We start from the raw sequence: 17,681 nt of genomic DNA on the forward strand, positions 1-17,681 counted from the left end.
TAGAAATGAAAAAAAACATGGGTAACTCTGATAAAGTAGTCCGTATAATTGTTGCAGTGGTGATTTCAATTTTATATTTCACCAATTCAATCAACGGAACTCTTGGAATTGTACTTATGGTTCTGTCTGGCATATTTGTTATAACAAGTTTTATTAGCTTCTGCCCACTTTATCTTCCATTTGGAATTTCAACAAGAAAAAAGTCTTCTGTAAATTAATTTTTCAAACCAATAATTTATTTTAACAATATTTAGAAATGAAAAAAAACATGGGTAACTCTGATAAAGTAGTCCGTATAATTGTTGCAGTGGTGATTTCAATTTTATATTTCACCAATTCAATCAACGGAACTCTTGGAATTGTACTTATGGTTCTGTCTGGCATATTTGTTATAACAAGTTTTATTAGCTTCTGCCCACTTTATCTTCCATTTGGAATTTCAACAAGAAAAAAGTCTTCTGTAAACTAATTCATGATTCAATTTTTAAAATCTTTATTTGGTTTTGGACCTAAAATCAATTTTCAAGAAGTTATTATTAATGGAGGTCAGATTATTGATGTCCGTTCTAAAAGTGAATACCAAAGCGGTCATATTGAAAATGCAATAAACATTCCATTAGATAACATCAATAATAATATTGAAAAATTGAACAAGAATATACCTATAATAACTTGTTGTGCAAGTGGTATGAGAAGTGAATCAGCTAAACAAATTTTGTTATCAAAAGGCTTTAAAGAAGTTTATAATGGCGGAGGTTGGATAAGCCTCAGAAATAAAATTTAGAACAAAAATGATTTAACCTTTTTTTAATAGATTAATTCGATTTTATCATTCTAAAAGCTAACCATTTGTTTTGAATTAGCTTTTATTATTTGATTTTGATTTAATCCTATAAATTTGTTACATTAATTCTATTTAAAATTACTTTATGAAAAATATAAAGATTACAACTTTCCTACTAATCATAACTTGTTATAATTTGCTTTATTCTCAAACAGTTGGATTAATCTCAAACTCAAATGATGCTACACCTGGATATACTTTATTTGCTCCAATGAATGGGAATAATGCTTATTTGATAGATAATTGTGGAAGAATTATCAACTCTTGGAAAGCAACTGATTTAGCAAGCGGGACTTCAATTCTTCTCGAAGATGGGAGCTTATTATATTCAGGAAAAATTGTTAATAAAATATTTTCCCAAGCAGGAGGAACAGGAGGAAGTATTGAAAAAATAAATTGGAAAGGAGAAATTACTTGGAGATATGTTTTGACTGATTCACTAAAATCAATGCATCATGATATTTATGCAATGCCAAATGGCAATGTACTTGCAATGGTTTGGGTTTATAAAAACCTGGAAGAAATTTTTGATAAAGGGAGAACAAATAAATATAAAGATTCTTCAATGTGGGACGAACGATTAATTGAAATAAAACCAATTGGAAAAGATAGTGCTGAAATTGTTTGGCAATGGGATGCTTGGGAACATACAATTCAAGATATTGATAGTACAAAACCTAACTATGGTACTGTTTCAAAATATCCTGGTAAAATAAATTTAAATTATTTTTCTAAGACTAGAGCAAAATTTCAACCAGATTGGCTGCATTGTAATTCAATCGATTACAACAAAGAATTAGATCAAATTATGATTGGAATACCAAATTTTCATGAGTTCTGGATAATTGATCATTCAACTTCAACTCAACAAGCAAAGGGAGAAAAAGGAGGGAATCAAGGCAAAGGTGGTGATATAATATATAGATGGGGGAATCCTATTACATACAACAGAGGAAGTGAAGTAAATCAAGAATTGTTTTTTCAACATAACTCACAATGGATTCCAAAAGGATTAAAGAGTGAAGGTAATTTTCTAATCTTCAATAATGGGAATGGACGCGGCTTCACATCAATTGATATTATTAAATCACCTGTTAATCTACAAGGTGGTTATTTTATAGATGAGTTATTACCATATCTACCAACAAAATCAAGTTGGAGTTTTAAAGACTCCTTATATTTTTATTCTCAAATTATTGGAGGGGTTCAGCCACTTCCAAATGGTCATTTTTTAATTTGTGACGGGCTAAAAGGAAGATTTTTTGAAATTGATTCAAATGGTAAAAAAGTATGGGAATATATTAACCCTGTCAATAAAAATAAAATCATGGAACAGGGCTTAAAACCAGAGCCTAATGATGTTTTAGATATTCAAAGATATCCAAATAATTATGCTGCATTTAATGGTAAAGTAATTACTCCTGGAGCTAGAATTGAGTTAAACCCTATAAATGATAATTGTGGATTTAAAACTGTGAAAGATGAAGATGAAAATGATAATAAATTTTCTGTGAACTTATTTCCAAATCCTGTAAATAATTTCATGGAAATTAAATCTCAAGGAGAGATTATTACCTCATTAAAAATATTAAATGTTAATGGTAAGGTATTGTTAATGAAATCAATAAACAATTTTTCATCAGTATTAGATTTGTCAGAAATTCCTAATGGCGTATATGGTTTAGTTATTTTTTCTAACAAAAGTAATATTCAATTTAAAAAAATTGTTGTTGAAAAGAAATAATATATAAATGTATAATATAAACCTCAATATATTTTAATTGAAAACTAAAATAATATTGAGGTTTTTTTATTTTAAATTATAATAATTACATCATCTCAATAATGATTGCAGTTGCTTCTCCACCACCAATACAAATACCTGCTAAGCCTCGTTTTAAGCCCTTCAATTTGAGTGCATAGATTAAAGTTGTTAATATCCTTGCACCTGATGCACCAATAGGATGACCAATTGCAACTGCTCCACCATTTACATTTAATTTTTCATTTGGAATTCCTAATGCATTTTTAGCTGCCAAAGCTACCACAGCAAAAGCTTCATTTATCTCAAACAAATCAATATCATCTATACTTAATTTTGATTTTGTTAGAACCTTTTCTATTGCTCCAATTGGTGCAGTTGTAAACTCCATTGGTTTTTGAGCATGTTGAGCTTGTGCAATAATTTTTGCTATTGGTTTAAGTCCTAATTCATTTGCAATATCTTCTGAAGCTAATACTAAAGCAGCTCCACCATCATTTATTTTAGAAGCATTAGCTGCTGTTACTGTTCCATCTTTAGTAAATACAGGTTTTAATGTAGGTATTTTATCGAAGTTTGTTTTGGCTGGTTCTTCATCCTTATCGACAATAATATCACCCTTACGATCTTTAACTATTACAGAACAAATTTCATCTTTAAATACTCCATTTGCAATTGAAAATTGTGCCCTCGTGTAACTTTGAATCGTAAATTCATCTTGCAATTCCCTGCTAATATTATTTGAAACCGCACATGAATCAGCAGCAATACCCATTGCACATTTATCATACGCATCTACCAAGCCATCATTCATCATCGAATCAATAACCACGCCATCACCCATCTTATATCCATATCTAGCTTTTGCTAATAAATATGGTGCATTCGACATACTTTCCATCCCTCCAGCAACAACAATTTTACTATCACCAGATCTTATTGCTTGATCTGCCATCATTACTGCTTTCATACCTGAACCACATACTTTCCCAAGAGTAGTACATGGGACATAATCTGGTAAACCTGCGCCTAAAGCTGCTTGACGTGCTGGAGCTTGTCCAACTCCTGATGTTAGAACACATCCCATTATTACTTCGGATACATCATTCACATTTACTCCAGCTTTTTGAATTGCTGCAGCTATTGCAGTTGAACCTAATTGCGTAGAAGTTAAAGTTGATAAAGTTCCTCCGAAAGATCCTACAGGCGTTCTCTGTGCTGATAGTATTACTGTCATTTAAAATATTGTTTGTTTAAAATTGATTGAGAACTAATAAAAATTTTGAATGCAAAAATAAACAGATAAAATTGTTTATAATGAATTATCAATTGAAATAAAAAAAGACCCTAAATTATATTAGAGTCTTTGTAGTAAACTATTAATTTATTTAAATTACTATTTAATTTGGATGTCTGCTTTTACTTGCTTATTATTAAACACTTTAGGATTTTCTTTTGAATCTTCCCAATCAACAAACACATTTTTATTATTAATTTTATTAGACTTTTGTTTTAATACATGAATAAAATTAGCATTCAACTTTTTGTTTTTGATATTTACATTATCCACGTTTATTTGATTATTATCAACTGCCAAAATATTATCCGAATTTTTAATTTTATTTAGTTTTGTTCCTGTAGTACTTTTTCTTAAATCTTTATTCAAACTTTTAGTAGATTTAGTAATTACAGTTGAATTAGTTGTATTTTTAGTTAACTTAGATTTATTCTCACTCTCTTTTTTAATATGTATATTAAGGTCTTTATTTATTATTGAGATGGGAATTTCTTTTGATAAAGAGTAACTATTTTTATTATTTGAAACTTCATTATTATTTGAAACTTCATTATTATTTGAAACTTCATTATTATTTGTTCTCAGATTATTTTGGCTTATAATGAGCTTTAAATCTGAACTTGTAATTGCAATTGGTACTTTTTTCGATACTAGTGATTTATTGAAATATAATAATGATATTCCAGTAAGAATTATAATGCCAGAAAATAAACCTACCCATTTAAATCTATTATAGAAATTAAGAGTTATTGGCTTCTCAAGCATTTTAATGAAATTATTCCTTGCATTAGAATCATTTATTAATAATAAATTTTCTTTGCTTTTAATTTCAATATCACGAATAATATTTTCTGCTTGAACTAGATTGTGAAGCTCTTTATCATGAGTCATATTTAAAACAAACTCCGACCTTTGCTGAGAACTCATTTCTAAATTGAAGAAACGTTCTAACTCTTTATGTATATTTTTATCTTTCATTATCTGATATAACTTAACTATTAATTTTCTGAATATTTAATCAACTTTAATTTCTAACATGAATTTAATACTTTATGAGTTTCGCTACTTCTTCTCGAAGTCTCTCTCTTGCTCTTGATGCTTTTGTGCAAATTGCATTTTCATTAGATCCCTTAATTTCAGCAATTTCTTTATAACTATAATCACTATAAATGCTTAATTCAAGAATCTCCCTATAATTTTCTGGTAATTTTTTAAGAGCTCTATTAATTAACTCTTCTTTTTCATTATACTCTTCTTTTTTATACATATTTTCTTTAATAGTTATATCGCTATAAGTAGTCTCATTATTTAATCTCCTTTTCTTAGATCTTAAAAAATTGAGAGATAAATTTCTGGCAATTGTGAAAATATAACCAAGTGGATTATCAACATCTGAAGAATTTCTTCTCATATCTAACAATCTACGCCAAACATCTTGTACAACATCTTGAGCCCCATCATAGTCACTTATAATTTTAGAACAATAAGCAACCAATTTTTTATTATGACGATTAAAAAACTGTAATGAAGCTTTATTATCTCCATTAAGCATCTTATTAAACAGAATTTTATCTTCTGATAATTCGAATTCTCTTTTTTTGTCTATATTTAATTCAACAGATTGCAATAATTATTTAACTTTTTCTTACAAAGATTTTTAAAGATAACACCCATAATTTATTCAACCTTACACAATACAAAAATAAAATTATCAATTGAAATATAATATGTAAGAAAATCTAAATTTAGTTTGTCTTAGATTTTGAAACTATATCTCAAAATAGAAAGTTATATTACATTATTATATTTTAAAAATGATTGTTTTTGTTATAAGTTTTTTACAGAAATTTAGAATAAATATCTTTTCGATAATTTTACTTGCAGTATTTTTTACTGCTTGCCAAGATACTCTTGAGCCAAAGGTAATTAATTCAGTTAGTATTATTTCTTTTAATAAAGTTAATCTTGATGGATTAGTTACCGATGAAAAAGGCTTAAAAATAAGCAATGCTTTAGTAACTATACTAGGAACTCACATAAATACATTTACAGATTCAAACGGAATTTTTAGATTTAAGGATATTGATGTTCCTACTGAAAGATTTGTTGTTAACTGCCAGAAAAGGGGTTGTTATAATGCTTCTATAGGTCTATCAAGTACACATACAAATTCACATGTAGTTCAATTAATTTTAGCTCAAGAGAAAATTATAGGTAATTTTTCTGGTGCAAATGGTGGTAAGATTTCTTTTTCTAACAATCCTAACTTAATTACTCAACCTTCTATTGAAATCCCATCTGGAGGAGTAATTAATTTTAAAGGTGAAATTTATACAGGTCAGGTAAATGTTATTTGCAGGTATTTGAACCCAACTGAATTAAACTTTGGAAGATTTGTTGGTGGCTCAGATTTATATGGCAAAGATATTAATAGCAAACCTGTTATGTTGTATTCATTAGGTATAATTGATTCAAAACTTGAAACACCAAATGGCGAACCATTACAAATTAGATCAGGTAAAGAAGCAAAGTTAATTTTTCCTATACCAAACTCTCGTACTTCAAAAGCTCAGAATACAATTTCAATGTGGTATTATAATGATGTTTTAGGCAATTGGTTTGAAGAAGGATTTGCAACAAGAGAAGGGCAAAGTTATATTGGATTTGTTAAACATTTATCTTCATGGAATATCGATTTTAAAGGTGATAAATCTACAATTCATGGAAAAGTTATTGATTGCAATAAATTACCAATTAATGGAGCTTTAGTTAACATTGATGGAGTTATTGTAAAAACAGATAGTTCAGGTAATTTCTTTCAATGGATTCCATCTGGAATAGATTTAAAAGTTAGTATTAATATTGAAGGGATAAATACAACACCTGAAATTTTAACAGTACCTGCTCAATTACCTAATTCTGAATACAATTGTGGTGAGATAAAACTTCCTTGTCCATTGTATGCAACATTAGTTATCAGAGATTGTGAAGAAAGTAGATTAAGCGCTGATGCTTTGATAGTAGCCTCTTTTATTGATTTTAATGGGAACAGCAGAAAATACTTTTTATCAAAGGTTCAATTGTTCAGACCATTTAGAATTCCTATTCCACAAAATATTAATTCAATTGAAATTATAACTTCAACTTACGATAAAGTTAAAAGTGAGATTATTCAAATTGAAAAAGGAGCAAATATCCCAAAAGTAATTTCATTATGTAAAGATGATATACTTTCAAGATCATTTATAAATATTAGTAGAAAAGGATATGAAAACAAATTTTATTTTCCAGATTCAACTAACAATCCACCAATTCAAAGGCTTGTAGCTTCATCTTTAAGAGATCGCAGTATCAATAGTGACTCTGAAGTTTATAAAGTTAATTTCAGTCTGTCGGGTAGCAAATACATTGAAGCAGGTTTAGATATGTATTATAAAAAATCTATGAATTCATTAAACATATCTAAGTTTTTTATTGTTGGTGCTGATGCGAATACAAAATTATCGGATATTAATATCAAAATGATTCCTATTGATGATTCTACAGAAATATCTTTTGAAAGAGAGCCTATTTTTAGATTGGGTTCCAAAGTTGAAATTAAATTTAAATTGGTTTATAAAGATGAAAAAATTAGTCAATCATTTGTATATGTTACCGGCAAATTCGTTGCTATTTTAGAAAAGGTTGATTAAGTTTCTTAGTATTTTTAATTATCCCAATGCATAAATATCTTTTTTCTTGATATTAATTGCATTGGGCTTCTTAATTTTACACCACAGTTTTATTAATGAATGAAGATTTTATTAATTATATTTTTTTTTCAAATAAGTTTAAATAATTTCATTTTCTCTCAAGATAATTTTGGAGCGAAATTTTCTTATGAACTTAGCTTGCCATTGGCTATAGAACGTGAACCGGGTGTTATTAATAAATTTGTTTATAATGGTTTGGGTACTTCATCAAACCAAACTTTGAATGTTGGTGGTAGGTTTTTCTCAGATAACTATTTTTTTCCTAAACTCGGATTTTCTGCTTTTGCTGGTTTTAATATATCAAGTGGTAAGTTCATAACAAATTATTTCTTGATTGATACTGCATTCCCTCAGATTGGTAATCAAAGATTTACCGTTAATTCAACTGTTGGTTCTTTAAAATTTAATTTAGACTCAAGAATTGGGATTACAGATTTAATTAAATTAAATTTTGGTCTTTGGTCAGAACAAAGACTATTCTCGAGTATAACTCAAACCCTTGAATTCTCAGATTCATCTCTACCAAGTAAACTTTTAGCAAGTGGATCAGCAATTAGTTCATCTCCTTTTAGATGGGGATTTTGTATTTCACCTGAATTGATTCTAACACTTAATCCAAAATTCAACTTAAGTCTTGAGCCATATTTTATGGTTGATATTACTGCAGTTTCAAAGAATGTTAAGTTTTCTAGAACTATAGTAGGAGGTATTGGTGTTTCTTTGACTTCCTTATTATCACATATTATACCCAAAGATATTTTAATTGATTCTGCTATTCAAGATAAAGTCAATAAAAAAATATCTAATACAAATGCTGAAATTAATTTTAAAATAAATAACCAAAAGTCAAGTTTAGCTGTTATTAATATCGATAGAATTAATTATAAAAATTATTATCCTTTTAAAACTAGATATTACTTCAAAGAAATTATTTCGTTGAATGATCTTTCGTCAAAAGAATTCAAAAATTTTAAAATTAATTCTTTATCAAAAAGCAGTATAATAGATATTGAGAAAAATTATATAAATATACTTTCATTAAGACTTAAAAATGATACTTCAATAAATATAACATTGGTAAATAATTGCAACGAATGTGAGCTAACGGTTGTTAATAAATTAAGGGATTATTTATGCAATAATTGTGAGATTAATTCTCAAAGGATTATAATTAAAACTAAATTCTTAAAATTTGGAAATAGCTTTATTGAAATACAAACCAATAAACAAAAGTTGTTTTCACCTGTTGTTATAGAATGGATTGTAAATGATTTTACTTTACCAAAAATTTCAATTGATAAAAATGTAAAATCAGATTATCCAATTAATTATTCAATCACAACTCTTCATTGTGCAAATAAAATCATTGGTAGATATTATGGTCTTGATGAAATAAAACCACAAGGATTTGAAATGTTCATCTCATTAGAACAAGGTAATGATCTTCCAATTATGATTGCTGAATTTGAGGTTAGAGATTCACTTGGTAATAATAAAATTACTTATGATACATTGAATTTTAGATTCAACGAAAAAGAGATTACTAATAATAAAGTTGTCCAGGAATTTTATTTTCCTACTAATGAAAATGAACTTAATTTTCAATCACCTCAAAGTGCATTTATTGATAAAATAATTTCTAATATGAATGATAGCTCAGAGCTTGTTATAAAATCTAAAACAACAAATAAGAATATATTTTTGAAAGGTTTAGGAATTATGAATGAATTGCAAGAAGCTGGAATTGGCAATTTGAACTTTTCTACAGATGAAAGCAATGAGGGTTATATTATTGTTAAAATGAGTTAATTTAACTTTGAATTTTAAATCTATTATTATACTTATTTAAATTATTATCTAACAATTATTTGTATATCAAATTTATCTTATCTCCTCCCATTCTTTTGACACACTGCGACCAATCATCATTACTGCAAGACCATTTAAAGTCCATTCTAATAAAACCTTCCAGTATCCATACCTTCTAAATCTTCTAGGAGATTCATAAACTTTAAGTTCCTTATGATAACCAATTCTACCCAGTCTGCCAAGCTTTTGATACAAGTTAAAATCCTCACCTGCTGCCATTTCATTTGCATAACCTCCTACTTTATGGAACATATCTGATCTAACAATCTGGCATTCGCCACGCCCCATACCAAAACCAGAAAAATTTAACATCCTAACATAATTATTGAAAATTAAATGAAAAATTCTATCACTAGTTTTTCTTTCATTTGGTGCAATTTCCACCGAACATGCAATTGCAACCACCATTTTATCACTGAACATTTTTTCTGAATATGAAACAATTGAAGAAATGAATTTTTCAGGGTAGCATGGCACTGTGTCTGCATTAATAAAAACTAAGATTTTTCCATCTGCTTGTTCTGCCCCTTTATTCCTTCCTTCAGAAATTGTTTGCCTTCTTTTTTCTTTATGTTCAACAACTTTATCAGCTAACTTTTTAGCAATATCAATTGTTTTATCACTACTACCACCATCGCTTACTATAAGCTCTAAATTGAATTTTCGCCTTTGAGTTAATGGAAAACATAACAATGTGTTTGCTATCAATTTTTCTTCATTAAGAGCAGGTATAACAATACTTATTTTAGGATTTCTTTGAATATTCAAATTTGATTTAATGCTTGCAATAAGATTTTTTTATTGAATCAAGTATTTAATTTTGACATTAAGTGACTTAAAAAAACTAAAATGAAATTTTAAAAGGAAAAAGTATAATGAATTTTAACTCAGGTAATAATTGTAATGCAGGTGCTGGAAGCCTGAAGTTATTTAATGTTTGAACTAACCAATTACCAAATGTCCCAAGGTTTGGCAGTAATTCTATTAAATCATAATCTAAAGAAACAAAAGCAGTTCTATAAGGGCTGTAACCAATAAGTTCAACGTCCTTCACACCATAACCTAAAGCTAAGCAGAGCCATTTGGGCCAGTAATCCTTAATATTATTTGGTAAAATGTTATGCATCTTGAATGAAAGCCACACGTTCTGCCCATCATAATCATCTACTAACAACCTCGATCTTATTTGAGCAGCATTTCTTGAGGAATCTCTATAAGATGGTCCCGCAGACCATTTCAACCTATAATTTTGCAATGCTGGAATTTTTCTTTGAATATAAAAATAACTAGCACCCAAAACATTACTCAATTCATCGGTCCAATCAAAACCATAATTACTGTGAAATCCATCTTGAATTTCTATAAAAGTTTGAAAGAATAATCCACCAATCACACCATAAAAAGCAGCATCATCAGGATTCATTCCACAAGCGGTAAAAGCTTCATTTGAAAAATATGTACTTATAAAACCACCAAAAGTATGACCAAGTTTATCTAACTGCAATGAATACTTCCATCCGTAATCTAAACTCTCAAAGTTAAATTTTCCAGAAGTACTATCTGGGTACCACGCTTGTTGATATAGGGTTATAGTTGTTGCTAATGCTAATAATGCACTACCGAAACCAATAACAGTAGCAGGCTTTAATTGAGTATGTTTATAAGGCAAATAACCTGCCAAAGTGTACCTTGAATTACCAGATTCCAAATAATCTGATTGTAAAATTTTTAGATTTTCAAAATTTATTTTTGTTATTGAATCATTAATAACTTTTATCGAATCGGATGTTTCAAATAAAGAATCATTATAAATTCTATTTGAACTTGATGCAAAGGTATTTTTTGAAATTAAAACTACAAATAAAGAAATCCAGAATAATAAAGTGAGGTAATTAACTCTTTTCAAAATATTTTATTTTTTTGATATTCTGTCATTTTCTAAAATAAGTAAATAAAATTAAAGATATTCTTTAAAAAGATTACTAAAAATTAATTGTAAATTATTTATTAAAAATAATTTACAATTAATAATTCAAGTTGAAAATATAAAATTAAAAAACAATCATTTATAAAATTTTTAATAATTGATTTTCAATTTTTTTAGTTTAAAAAGTAACTCTAATCCTTTTAAAGTGTTTATATGATACTAATATTTACAAAAATTCTAGTTATTCAAAATAAGAATTTTATATTTTTACAATAGTAACTTAAAAAAATAATAAGGATTAAATATTTCTTATTAAAACTAATTCTAATATTTTAATTAAAATTTAAAGTCGGAATGAATACTACTTTCATAGAAAATAATCACACTGATATGAATTCAAATGAGTTATTTACTTTAATAGAAAAAAAACTTGGGTTTGTCCCTGAGGCATACAAATCAATTTCAGCTAGTAAGTCATATTTAAACGATACACTTTATAATTTCCATAAACATGTATCAGAAGGAGCTATCGATTTATTTACAAAGCATATTATTACAATTGCTGTAGCATCTGCTTTACATAATCAGAATGCATTGAATGCTCGTTTGGCTCATGCTAAAAGTGAAGGAGTTAATGATGATTTAATCACTGAAGCAATTGCAGTAACAGGTAATATAATGACTCAAAATATATTTTTTAAATTTCAAAGATTAGCAGGTACTAGTGAATATTCTAATTTTCGACCAGCTTACAAGTTAAATACAATGTTAAATGCTCAGCATTTAAGTCAGTTACAAGTTGAGTCTATATGTATTGCTATTTCATTGTTAAATGATTGTGCAGATTGTCTTAGAGGTCATATTGAGAGTTTTCATAAATATGGCGGCTCAAATTCTCAACTTGAAGAAGTGTTAAGAGTTACTGCTCTTACATCAGGATTTTGTACAACAACTTTCTAATCAATTTTTTGAAAGTTATATTTTATTTTAAAATAATCAAAGCCTCTAAAACCAGATATTTTAGAGGCTTTAAGTTTAGTAATTATAACTTTACATACCAATCAAAGACTTATATGTAGTTGAATCCATAAGTGAATCTAACCCAGAAGTTATTTCAACTTTAACCATCCAACCTGAATTGTATGGGTCTTTATTAATACTATCAGGAGTATCGTTAACATCATTATTAATTTCTACTATTTTACCAGAAACAGGAGAATACAAATCAGATACAGTTTTAACTGCTTCTATAGTTCCAAATATTTCGCCTACTTCAACTTGATCACCAACTGATTTAGTTATATCTAAGAATACAATATCCCCTAATTCACTCTGAGCAAAATCAGTTATTCCAATTGTTCCTATTTTACCCTCTGAACGTACCCATTCATGGGATTTATCATACTTAAGTTCTTCTGGAAAATTCATGATTAAATTTTTTGATTTACTATTTTTTTTAAAATTATATTAGAATGACATTTTCAAAATTCATTTAAGTAAGTTAAAATAAAAATAAAGAATTTATTTCATAGTCTAATAAAATCCTTTACCTGTTTTTTTACCAAGCAATCCAGCTTCAACCATTTTACTTTGTATTAAATTTGGTTGAAACCTAGCTTCATTAAAATATTGTGAATAAACAGATTGTGTTACTGCAAAATTAATATCAATACCTATTAAATCCATTAATTCAAAAGGTCCCATTTTAAACCCAATATTTTTCATACATTCATCAACTTTCTGAACAGTAGCAGCACCTTCACTTACAATTCTAAAAGCCTCACCATAAAAATTTCTAGCAACTCGATTAACGATAAATCCTGGAGTATCTTTTACATTTACTGGAATCTTACTTAACAATTTACAAATTTCAATCACCCTTTCAATTGTTTCCTCACTGGTTCTATAACCTTTAATAACCTCAACAAGTTTCATAACATGAGCAGGGTTAAAGAAATGCATCCCAACAGAAAATTCAGTCTTAACTAATTTACTAAAAATAGCAGTTATTGCTAATGATGAAGTATTGCTTGCAAGTATAGTTCCATCATTTGTTATTGATTCAAGTTTAACAAACAGATCCTGTTTTATTTGAAGATTCTCAATAATAGCTTCTATAATTATATCGCAATCTGAAAGTTTTTCTAAATCACTTACAAAATGGAATCTTGATAATAGTGTATCTACTTGCTCTTGCGTTAATTTCTTTCTATCAACCGAATCTTTACTAAATTTATCAATACTCAATCTGCCATTGTTTAATGGTTCTGGGAAATCATAAAGAATAACCTCAAAGCCTGCTAGTGCAGCACTATATGCAATTCCAGCACCCATAGTTCCAGCTCCACAAACACCAAAAACTTTAGCTTTCATTTTGTAATTTTTACAAAGATAATTGAATAAATTAAAACTTACATTCCCAATTTTTAATTAAGAAAAAAAAAAATCATCTAACTACATAAATTATGTAAGAAAGATGACTTTTAAAATCTATGAAAAAATCCAAATTACATTAAATAACACCAACTGTTTTTAAATACCTTACATGTGATTTTAAAGCTTGGAAAAAAGTTTTATATTCATAATAACGAACATTAAAATCCTTGCAAACTTCTTTAACTATTCTGCTAATTTCATTGTAATGGACATGTGATACTCTAGGAAAAAGATGATGCTCAATTTGAAAATTCAAACCACCTAATAACCACGATAAAGCCTTGTTGCTTGTTGCAAAATTTGTTGTTGTCTCCATTTGATGTACCGCCCATTGATTCTCAATGTTTCCTGTTTTTTCTTCTGGAACTGGAAAATCGCAAGCTTCTACTAAATGAGCAAGCTGAAGTATTACACTAATGAACAAACCACAAATTGAAGCCATGATAAAGAACCCAATAAGTGTTGGAATTACTCCAACCACAATTGATGGTATAACTAAAACCATTGTGGTATAAAATAATTTACTTCCCCAAAAAGTAATATGATCTTTTATGGAAATTGAGCTAATTTTTTTATTAGCAATTCTTCTTGAAAAATAATATCTAAAATCAACTAAAAATACCCAAGATAAATATGTTAAGCCATATAATGGAAAACAATACCAATATTGGTATTTATGAAATTTGTTAATTGGTTGATCTCTACTTGTCCTCATAAATGGCTGTATATCTATATCATCATCATGTCCGTAAATGTTAGTAAAAGAATGATGAACTAAGTTATGACGGACTTTCCAAATAAATGAACTTGCTCCCATGCTATCTAATGAGTAACCGAAAAGTTCATTAACCCATTTTTTACTTGAATAACTTCCATGGCAACTATCATGCATAACATTAAAACCAATTGAAGCAAAATTAACTCCTAACAAAGCACATAAAGGCAAAGCAAGCCACCAAACTGGAGTAAAAAAAACAAGAATTGTATAAAGAGTTGTTGCGGTTATTCCTAAAATTATTGTTTTAGAATAAAGTTTGTAATTTCCTGTTGGAAGGACTCCTTTTTCTTTAAAGTATGAATCAATACGTTCTTTTAAAACATTAAAGAATGTATTGTCTTGAGCAACAAAAGTCAGTTTTTGCATTTGTGTTTTAATAAGAAGAGAAAAAATTAATTTGCAAAATTACAACGTTTATTAAGATTAATTTGATTGAAATTTAATAAAAAATATTAAATTCTTTGTAATATTTCAGATTGTATAAATTGATATTTACAAATTAAAAAGGTAAATAATTTATTTTTAGTTGACAATCATTTTGATTGATTATTGTAAAGGAAATATAAAATGATTGGACAATTTACAATCTCATATCTAAGTTATATTATTTTGTTAAGTCGTTTGCAAATTTCATAGAATCAATTCATTCAATTAAAACCAATATTAACTTTAATATAAGTTCTAGATTAATACACCTTAAACTTAATTTTTTTTTAAATTTTCCTACTCTTAATTGCCATATTCAAATCTTGAATGATTGGGTTATTATACTAACATTATTCCTACTTTATTTTAAATATTTCACTGAACTCTTAAATCAAATTCATTTTTAATTTAAAATATAAAAAAACCTGCAAGCCACTTATTTGTTGGTTTGCAGGGATACACTATTTTGCTTAAAAAGTACTTTAGTCCTAAACTATTTTACTTTTACTTAAAATTTTCATTTAAATTTTATTTCAGTGATTTAATATTTCATCTTCGAAATTTTAGAAAGGTAGAACTTAATTATCAGATTAAATTTTTCCTTTTGGATTAGTAGAATTTGAATCAGATTTGCTATCTTTTATTTCTTTATCCTTCAACAAATCTTTTTCTGTACTCTTCTCTTTTCCTTTTAAATCATTTACATCAGCACCCTCTTTACATTCAGCTGGAAGCTTACTGTAAGCCTCAGGATTGTACCTAAGATTTTTAGTACTAAAGCCAACATTTGATATAGCTTCTTCAAGTTTTATTTGTGTAGTTGTCATATCTGAAACAACTATTGTAATTTGCGATCCACCAGTTGAAATACTTTCTACGTATGGAATTTTTGTTAACGCAGCAATAATTATTTTTGCACAATCTGGTAATGCAACTTGAGGAACAGTGAAATCATATCTTGCTCCACCTCTCTTTACATTTTTACCACCTAAATCATTATCTAAATTTACGCTTTCTTTAGAAGTACTATTTGTGATCGAGTTAAGTCCACTATCATTATTATTGATTGATTGTTGATTAATTGTTTCATTGTTTGAACTTAATTTCTCATCTTTATTAGCACAAGAATTTAATGAGATTAATAATACAATTGCAAGTATAAATTTCAATTTCATAATTATTTAATAATTTTGTTATAGTATTTATTTTAACATTTATTTTATACGAATATCGTTAAAAATTTAGGAACAATTAAAACTTTGAAGAATAAATGAAAATTTTTGGAAAGAATTACAAAGTGCTTTCATCTACAACTATAATAGTCTCTATTCCAGTAATTCTGTTTTTGTTGTGGGGTGCAGTATTTAGCAGTCGAGGGATTTTAACTCGGTTTCAACTTGAAACAGATGTTGCAAATCTGCAAATAGACAGGGATAAGGAGCTATTTATTCAAGATTCATTAAAGAAAGAAATACACAAGTTAAAAACTGATTCTAAAACTATTGAAGGAGTTGCTAGAGAAAGATACATGATGACAAAACCAGGTGAGTCGGTTTACATTGTCAAAGAAAAATAAATTACACTTTAATGAAAATTAAATTTATAAATACTTATAGTAATTATTTTTCTTGTTCTAAATCTGCCCCAATTGTTTCATTCTCTAACTTAATTCTTTCTGGATCTGCAGTTTGAAGAATTACAAAGACTTCTTCAAGGTTAGAAAAATTCACAGAAGGCTTTATTTTAAGTTCATGAAAAAGTGTACCTTTTTCTTCAGAAATCTCTTCGATTGTTCCGATAACTATATTAGGAGGAAAAATAGTTGAGAATAAAGATGTGATTACAGTATCACCTTTTAGTTGGGTATTTACAGAAGGAACATTTCTTAAATATAATTGACCTCTTTTACAAACTAAAATTCCTTGGTTAGCAAACTTAATTGTTTTTCCTGCAAATCTCAATTCATCATTTAATAACAATTCAACAACTGAAAATCCACCACTAGTTCCAATTATCCTTCCAACTAATCCTTGATCAGTAATAACTGGCATACCAATAATAATACTATCTAAACCTCCAACATCTAAAGTAGCATATCTCCTTTGGCCTATAGTAGTACTTCCTACTACATGTGCAGCTTTTAACTTCATTGGAGAAAATTGCTTTAAAGCTAACAATTCTTGAATTCTTTCAATTTTATTCCCAGCATCTCTTAATTGCATCATCTCTAAGGAAATACCTAAATTAAGTCTTCTTAAAGCTCTGTTTTCACTTTGTAAAGCATAAGGGTTTGGAATCCAGTCAAATGCATTTTGAACAAATGCAATTACTCCCACAGAAACTGTTCTAAAAAACCTAGTCTCATCATTAGTTGAGCGGGATATTAAAACAAATGAAATAATAGTAAGAATAATAGTTGAAGTATATTCTTTATACTTAACTATCAGATCTATAAGTCTTTGAAGGGAGCTATTCAAATTAAATCAAAAATTAATTTGTAATTTTTTAGATTTTACTTTTTATGAGAATCTATTCAATTTTTTTTGTGGAAAGAAAATGTATAATTAAAATAGTAAATATTAAATTGGAT

At 27.7% G+C, this 17,681-nt stretch carries 18 protein-coding genes; 8 read left to right on the forward strand and 10 right to left on the reverse strand.

Features of this window, described 5'->3' with window-relative positions; translation table 11 throughout:
- Positions 1-5: 5 nt before the first annotated feature.
- The 4 genes from IPP08_10665 to IPP08_10680 all read left to right on the forward strand — a co-directional run bounded on the left by IPP08_10665 (position 6) and on the right by IPP08_10680 (position 2,588).
- Positions 6-218 (forward strand): DUF2892 domain-containing protein, encoded by a 213-nt coding sequence (locus IPP08_10665; protein QQS66217.1) that lies wholly within the window; start codon positions 6-8, stop codon positions 216-218.
- Positions 219-256: 38 nt separating this feature from the next.
- The gene (locus IPP08_10670; GenBank protein ID QQS66218.1) at positions 257-469 is read left to right on the forward strand and encodes a DUF2892 domain-containing protein; all 213 of its coding nucleotides are present in this window, start codon (positions 257-259) and stop codon (positions 467-469) included.
- 3 nt (positions 470-472) lie between these two features.
- Positions 473-784, forward strand: coding sequence for a rhodanese-like domain-containing protein (locus IPP08_10675; protein QQS66219.1), 312 nt, complete (start codon positions 473-475; stop codon positions 782-784).
- Between the two features lie 145 nt (positions 785-929).
- Positions 930-2,588, forward strand: a complete 1,659-nt coding sequence (locus IPP08_10680) for an aryl-sulfate sulfotransferase (protein ID QQS66220.1) — start codon at positions 930-932, stop codon at positions 2,586-2,588.
- 85 nt (positions 2,589-2,673) lie between these two features.
- Here the strand turns inward: IPP08_10680 and IPP08_10685 are convergent, their stop codons facing one another.
- The 3 genes from IPP08_10685 to IPP08_10695 form a co-directional block, all read right to left on the reverse strand.
- The gene (locus tag IPP08_10685; GenBank protein ID QQS66221.1) at positions 2,674-3,843 is read right to left on the reverse strand and encodes a thiolase family protein; all 1,170 of its coding nucleotides are present in this window, start codon (positions 3,841-3,843) and stop codon (positions 2,674-2,676) included.
- A 159-nt stretch (positions 3,844-4,002) separates the two neighbouring features.
- Entirely contained in the window at positions 4,003-4,881 is an 879-nt protein-coding gene (locus IPP08_10690; protein QQS66222.1) for a hypothetical protein, read from the reverse strand.
- A 64-nt stretch (positions 4,882-4,945) separates the two neighbouring features.
- The gene (locus IPP08_10695) at positions 4,946-5,530 is read right to left on the reverse strand and encodes an RNA polymerase sigma factor (protein QQS66223.1); all 585 of its coding nucleotides are present in this window, start codon (positions 5,528-5,530) and stop codon (positions 4,946-4,948) included.
- Positions 5,531-5,717: 187 nt separating this feature from the next.
- Between IPP08_10695 and IPP08_10700 the strand changes: the two genes are divergently transcribed.
- Together IPP08_10700 and IPP08_10705 are read left to right on the forward strand one after the other, a co-directional pair.
- Entirely contained in the window at positions 5,718-7,595 is a 1,878-nt protein-coding gene (locus tag IPP08_10700; protein ID QQS66224.1) for a carboxypeptidase regulatory-like domain-containing protein, read from the forward strand.
- 99 nt (positions 7,596-7,694) lie between these two features.
- On the forward strand, positions 7,695-9,464 hold the full coding sequence (locus IPP08_10705) for a hypothetical protein (GenBank protein QQS66225.1): 1,770 nt from the start codon (positions 7,695-7,697) through the stop codon (positions 9,462-9,464).
- Positions 9,465-9,536: 72 nt separating this feature from the next.
- Here IPP08_10705 and IPP08_10710 read toward each other — a convergent pair whose 3' ends face one another.
- Together IPP08_10710 and IPP08_10715 are read right to left on the reverse strand one after the other, a co-directional pair.
- Positions 9,537-10,292: a glycosyltransferase gene (locus IPP08_10710; protein QQS66226.1), complete on the reverse strand. Its 756-nt coding sequence runs from the start codon at positions 10,290-10,292 to the stop codon at positions 9,537-9,539.
- Between the two features lie 76 nt (positions 10,293-10,368).
- Positions 10,369-11,430: a DUF2279 domain-containing protein gene (locus IPP08_10715; GenBank protein QQS66227.1), complete on the reverse strand. Its 1,062-nt coding sequence runs from the start codon at positions 11,428-11,430 to the stop codon at positions 10,369-10,371.
- A gap of 375 nt (positions 11,431-11,805) precedes the next feature.
- Here IPP08_10715 and IPP08_10720 point away from each other — a divergent pair, with 375 nt between their 5' ends.
- A complete protein-coding gene (locus IPP08_10720; GenBank protein QQS66228.1) occupies positions 11,806-12,411 on the forward strand; it encodes a carboxymuconolactone decarboxylase family protein in 606 nt (201 codons plus the stop codon).
- A 90-nt stretch (positions 12,412-12,501) separates the two neighbouring features.
- Here the strand turns inward: IPP08_10720 and gcvH are convergent, their stop codons facing one another.
- From gcvH to IPP08_10740, 4 genes are all read right to left on the reverse strand, one after another.
- Complete coding sequence (gene gcvH / locus IPP08_10725) at positions 12,502-12,879, reverse strand: glycine cleavage system protein GcvH (protein QQS66229.1); 378 nt, start codon at positions 12,877-12,879, stop codon at positions 12,502-12,504.
- 105 nt (positions 12,880-12,984) lie between these two features.
- Entirely contained in the window at positions 12,985-13,824 is an 840-nt protein-coding gene (locus tag IPP08_10730) for a 3-hydroxybutyryl-CoA dehydrogenase (GenBank protein QQS66230.1), read from the reverse strand.
- A gap of 139 nt (positions 13,825-13,963) precedes the next feature.
- The gene (locus tag IPP08_10735; GenBank protein ID QQS66231.1) at positions 13,964-15,031 is read right to left on the reverse strand and encodes an acyl-CoA desaturase; all 1,068 of its coding nucleotides are present in this window, start codon (positions 15,029-15,031) and stop codon (positions 13,964-13,966) included.
- 650 nt (positions 15,032-15,681) lie between these two features.
- Entirely contained in the window at positions 15,682-16,266 is a 585-nt protein-coding gene (locus IPP08_10740; protein QQS66232.1) for a hypothetical protein, read from the reverse strand.
- 95 nt (positions 16,267-16,361) lie between these two features.
- On the opposite strand from IPP08_10740, the gene IPP08_10745 reads away from it, so the two are divergent.
- Positions 16,362-16,667, forward strand: coding sequence for a septum formation initiator family protein (locus IPP08_10745; GenBank protein ID QQS66233.1), 306 nt, complete (start codon positions 16,362-16,364; stop codon positions 16,665-16,667).
- 43 nt (positions 16,668-16,710) lie between these two features.
- Here IPP08_10745 and IPP08_10750 read toward each other — a convergent pair whose 3' ends face one another.
- Entirely contained in the window at positions 16,711-17,568 is an 858-nt protein-coding gene (locus IPP08_10750; GenBank protein QQS66234.1) for a rod shape-determining protein MreC, read from the reverse strand.
- Between the last annotated feature and the right edge of the window lie 113 nt (positions 17,569-17,681).

It is taken from the genome of Chlorobiota bacterium (genome assembly GCA_016700335.1).
GTDB lineage: Bacteria > Bacteroidota > Ignavibacteria > OLB7 > OLB7.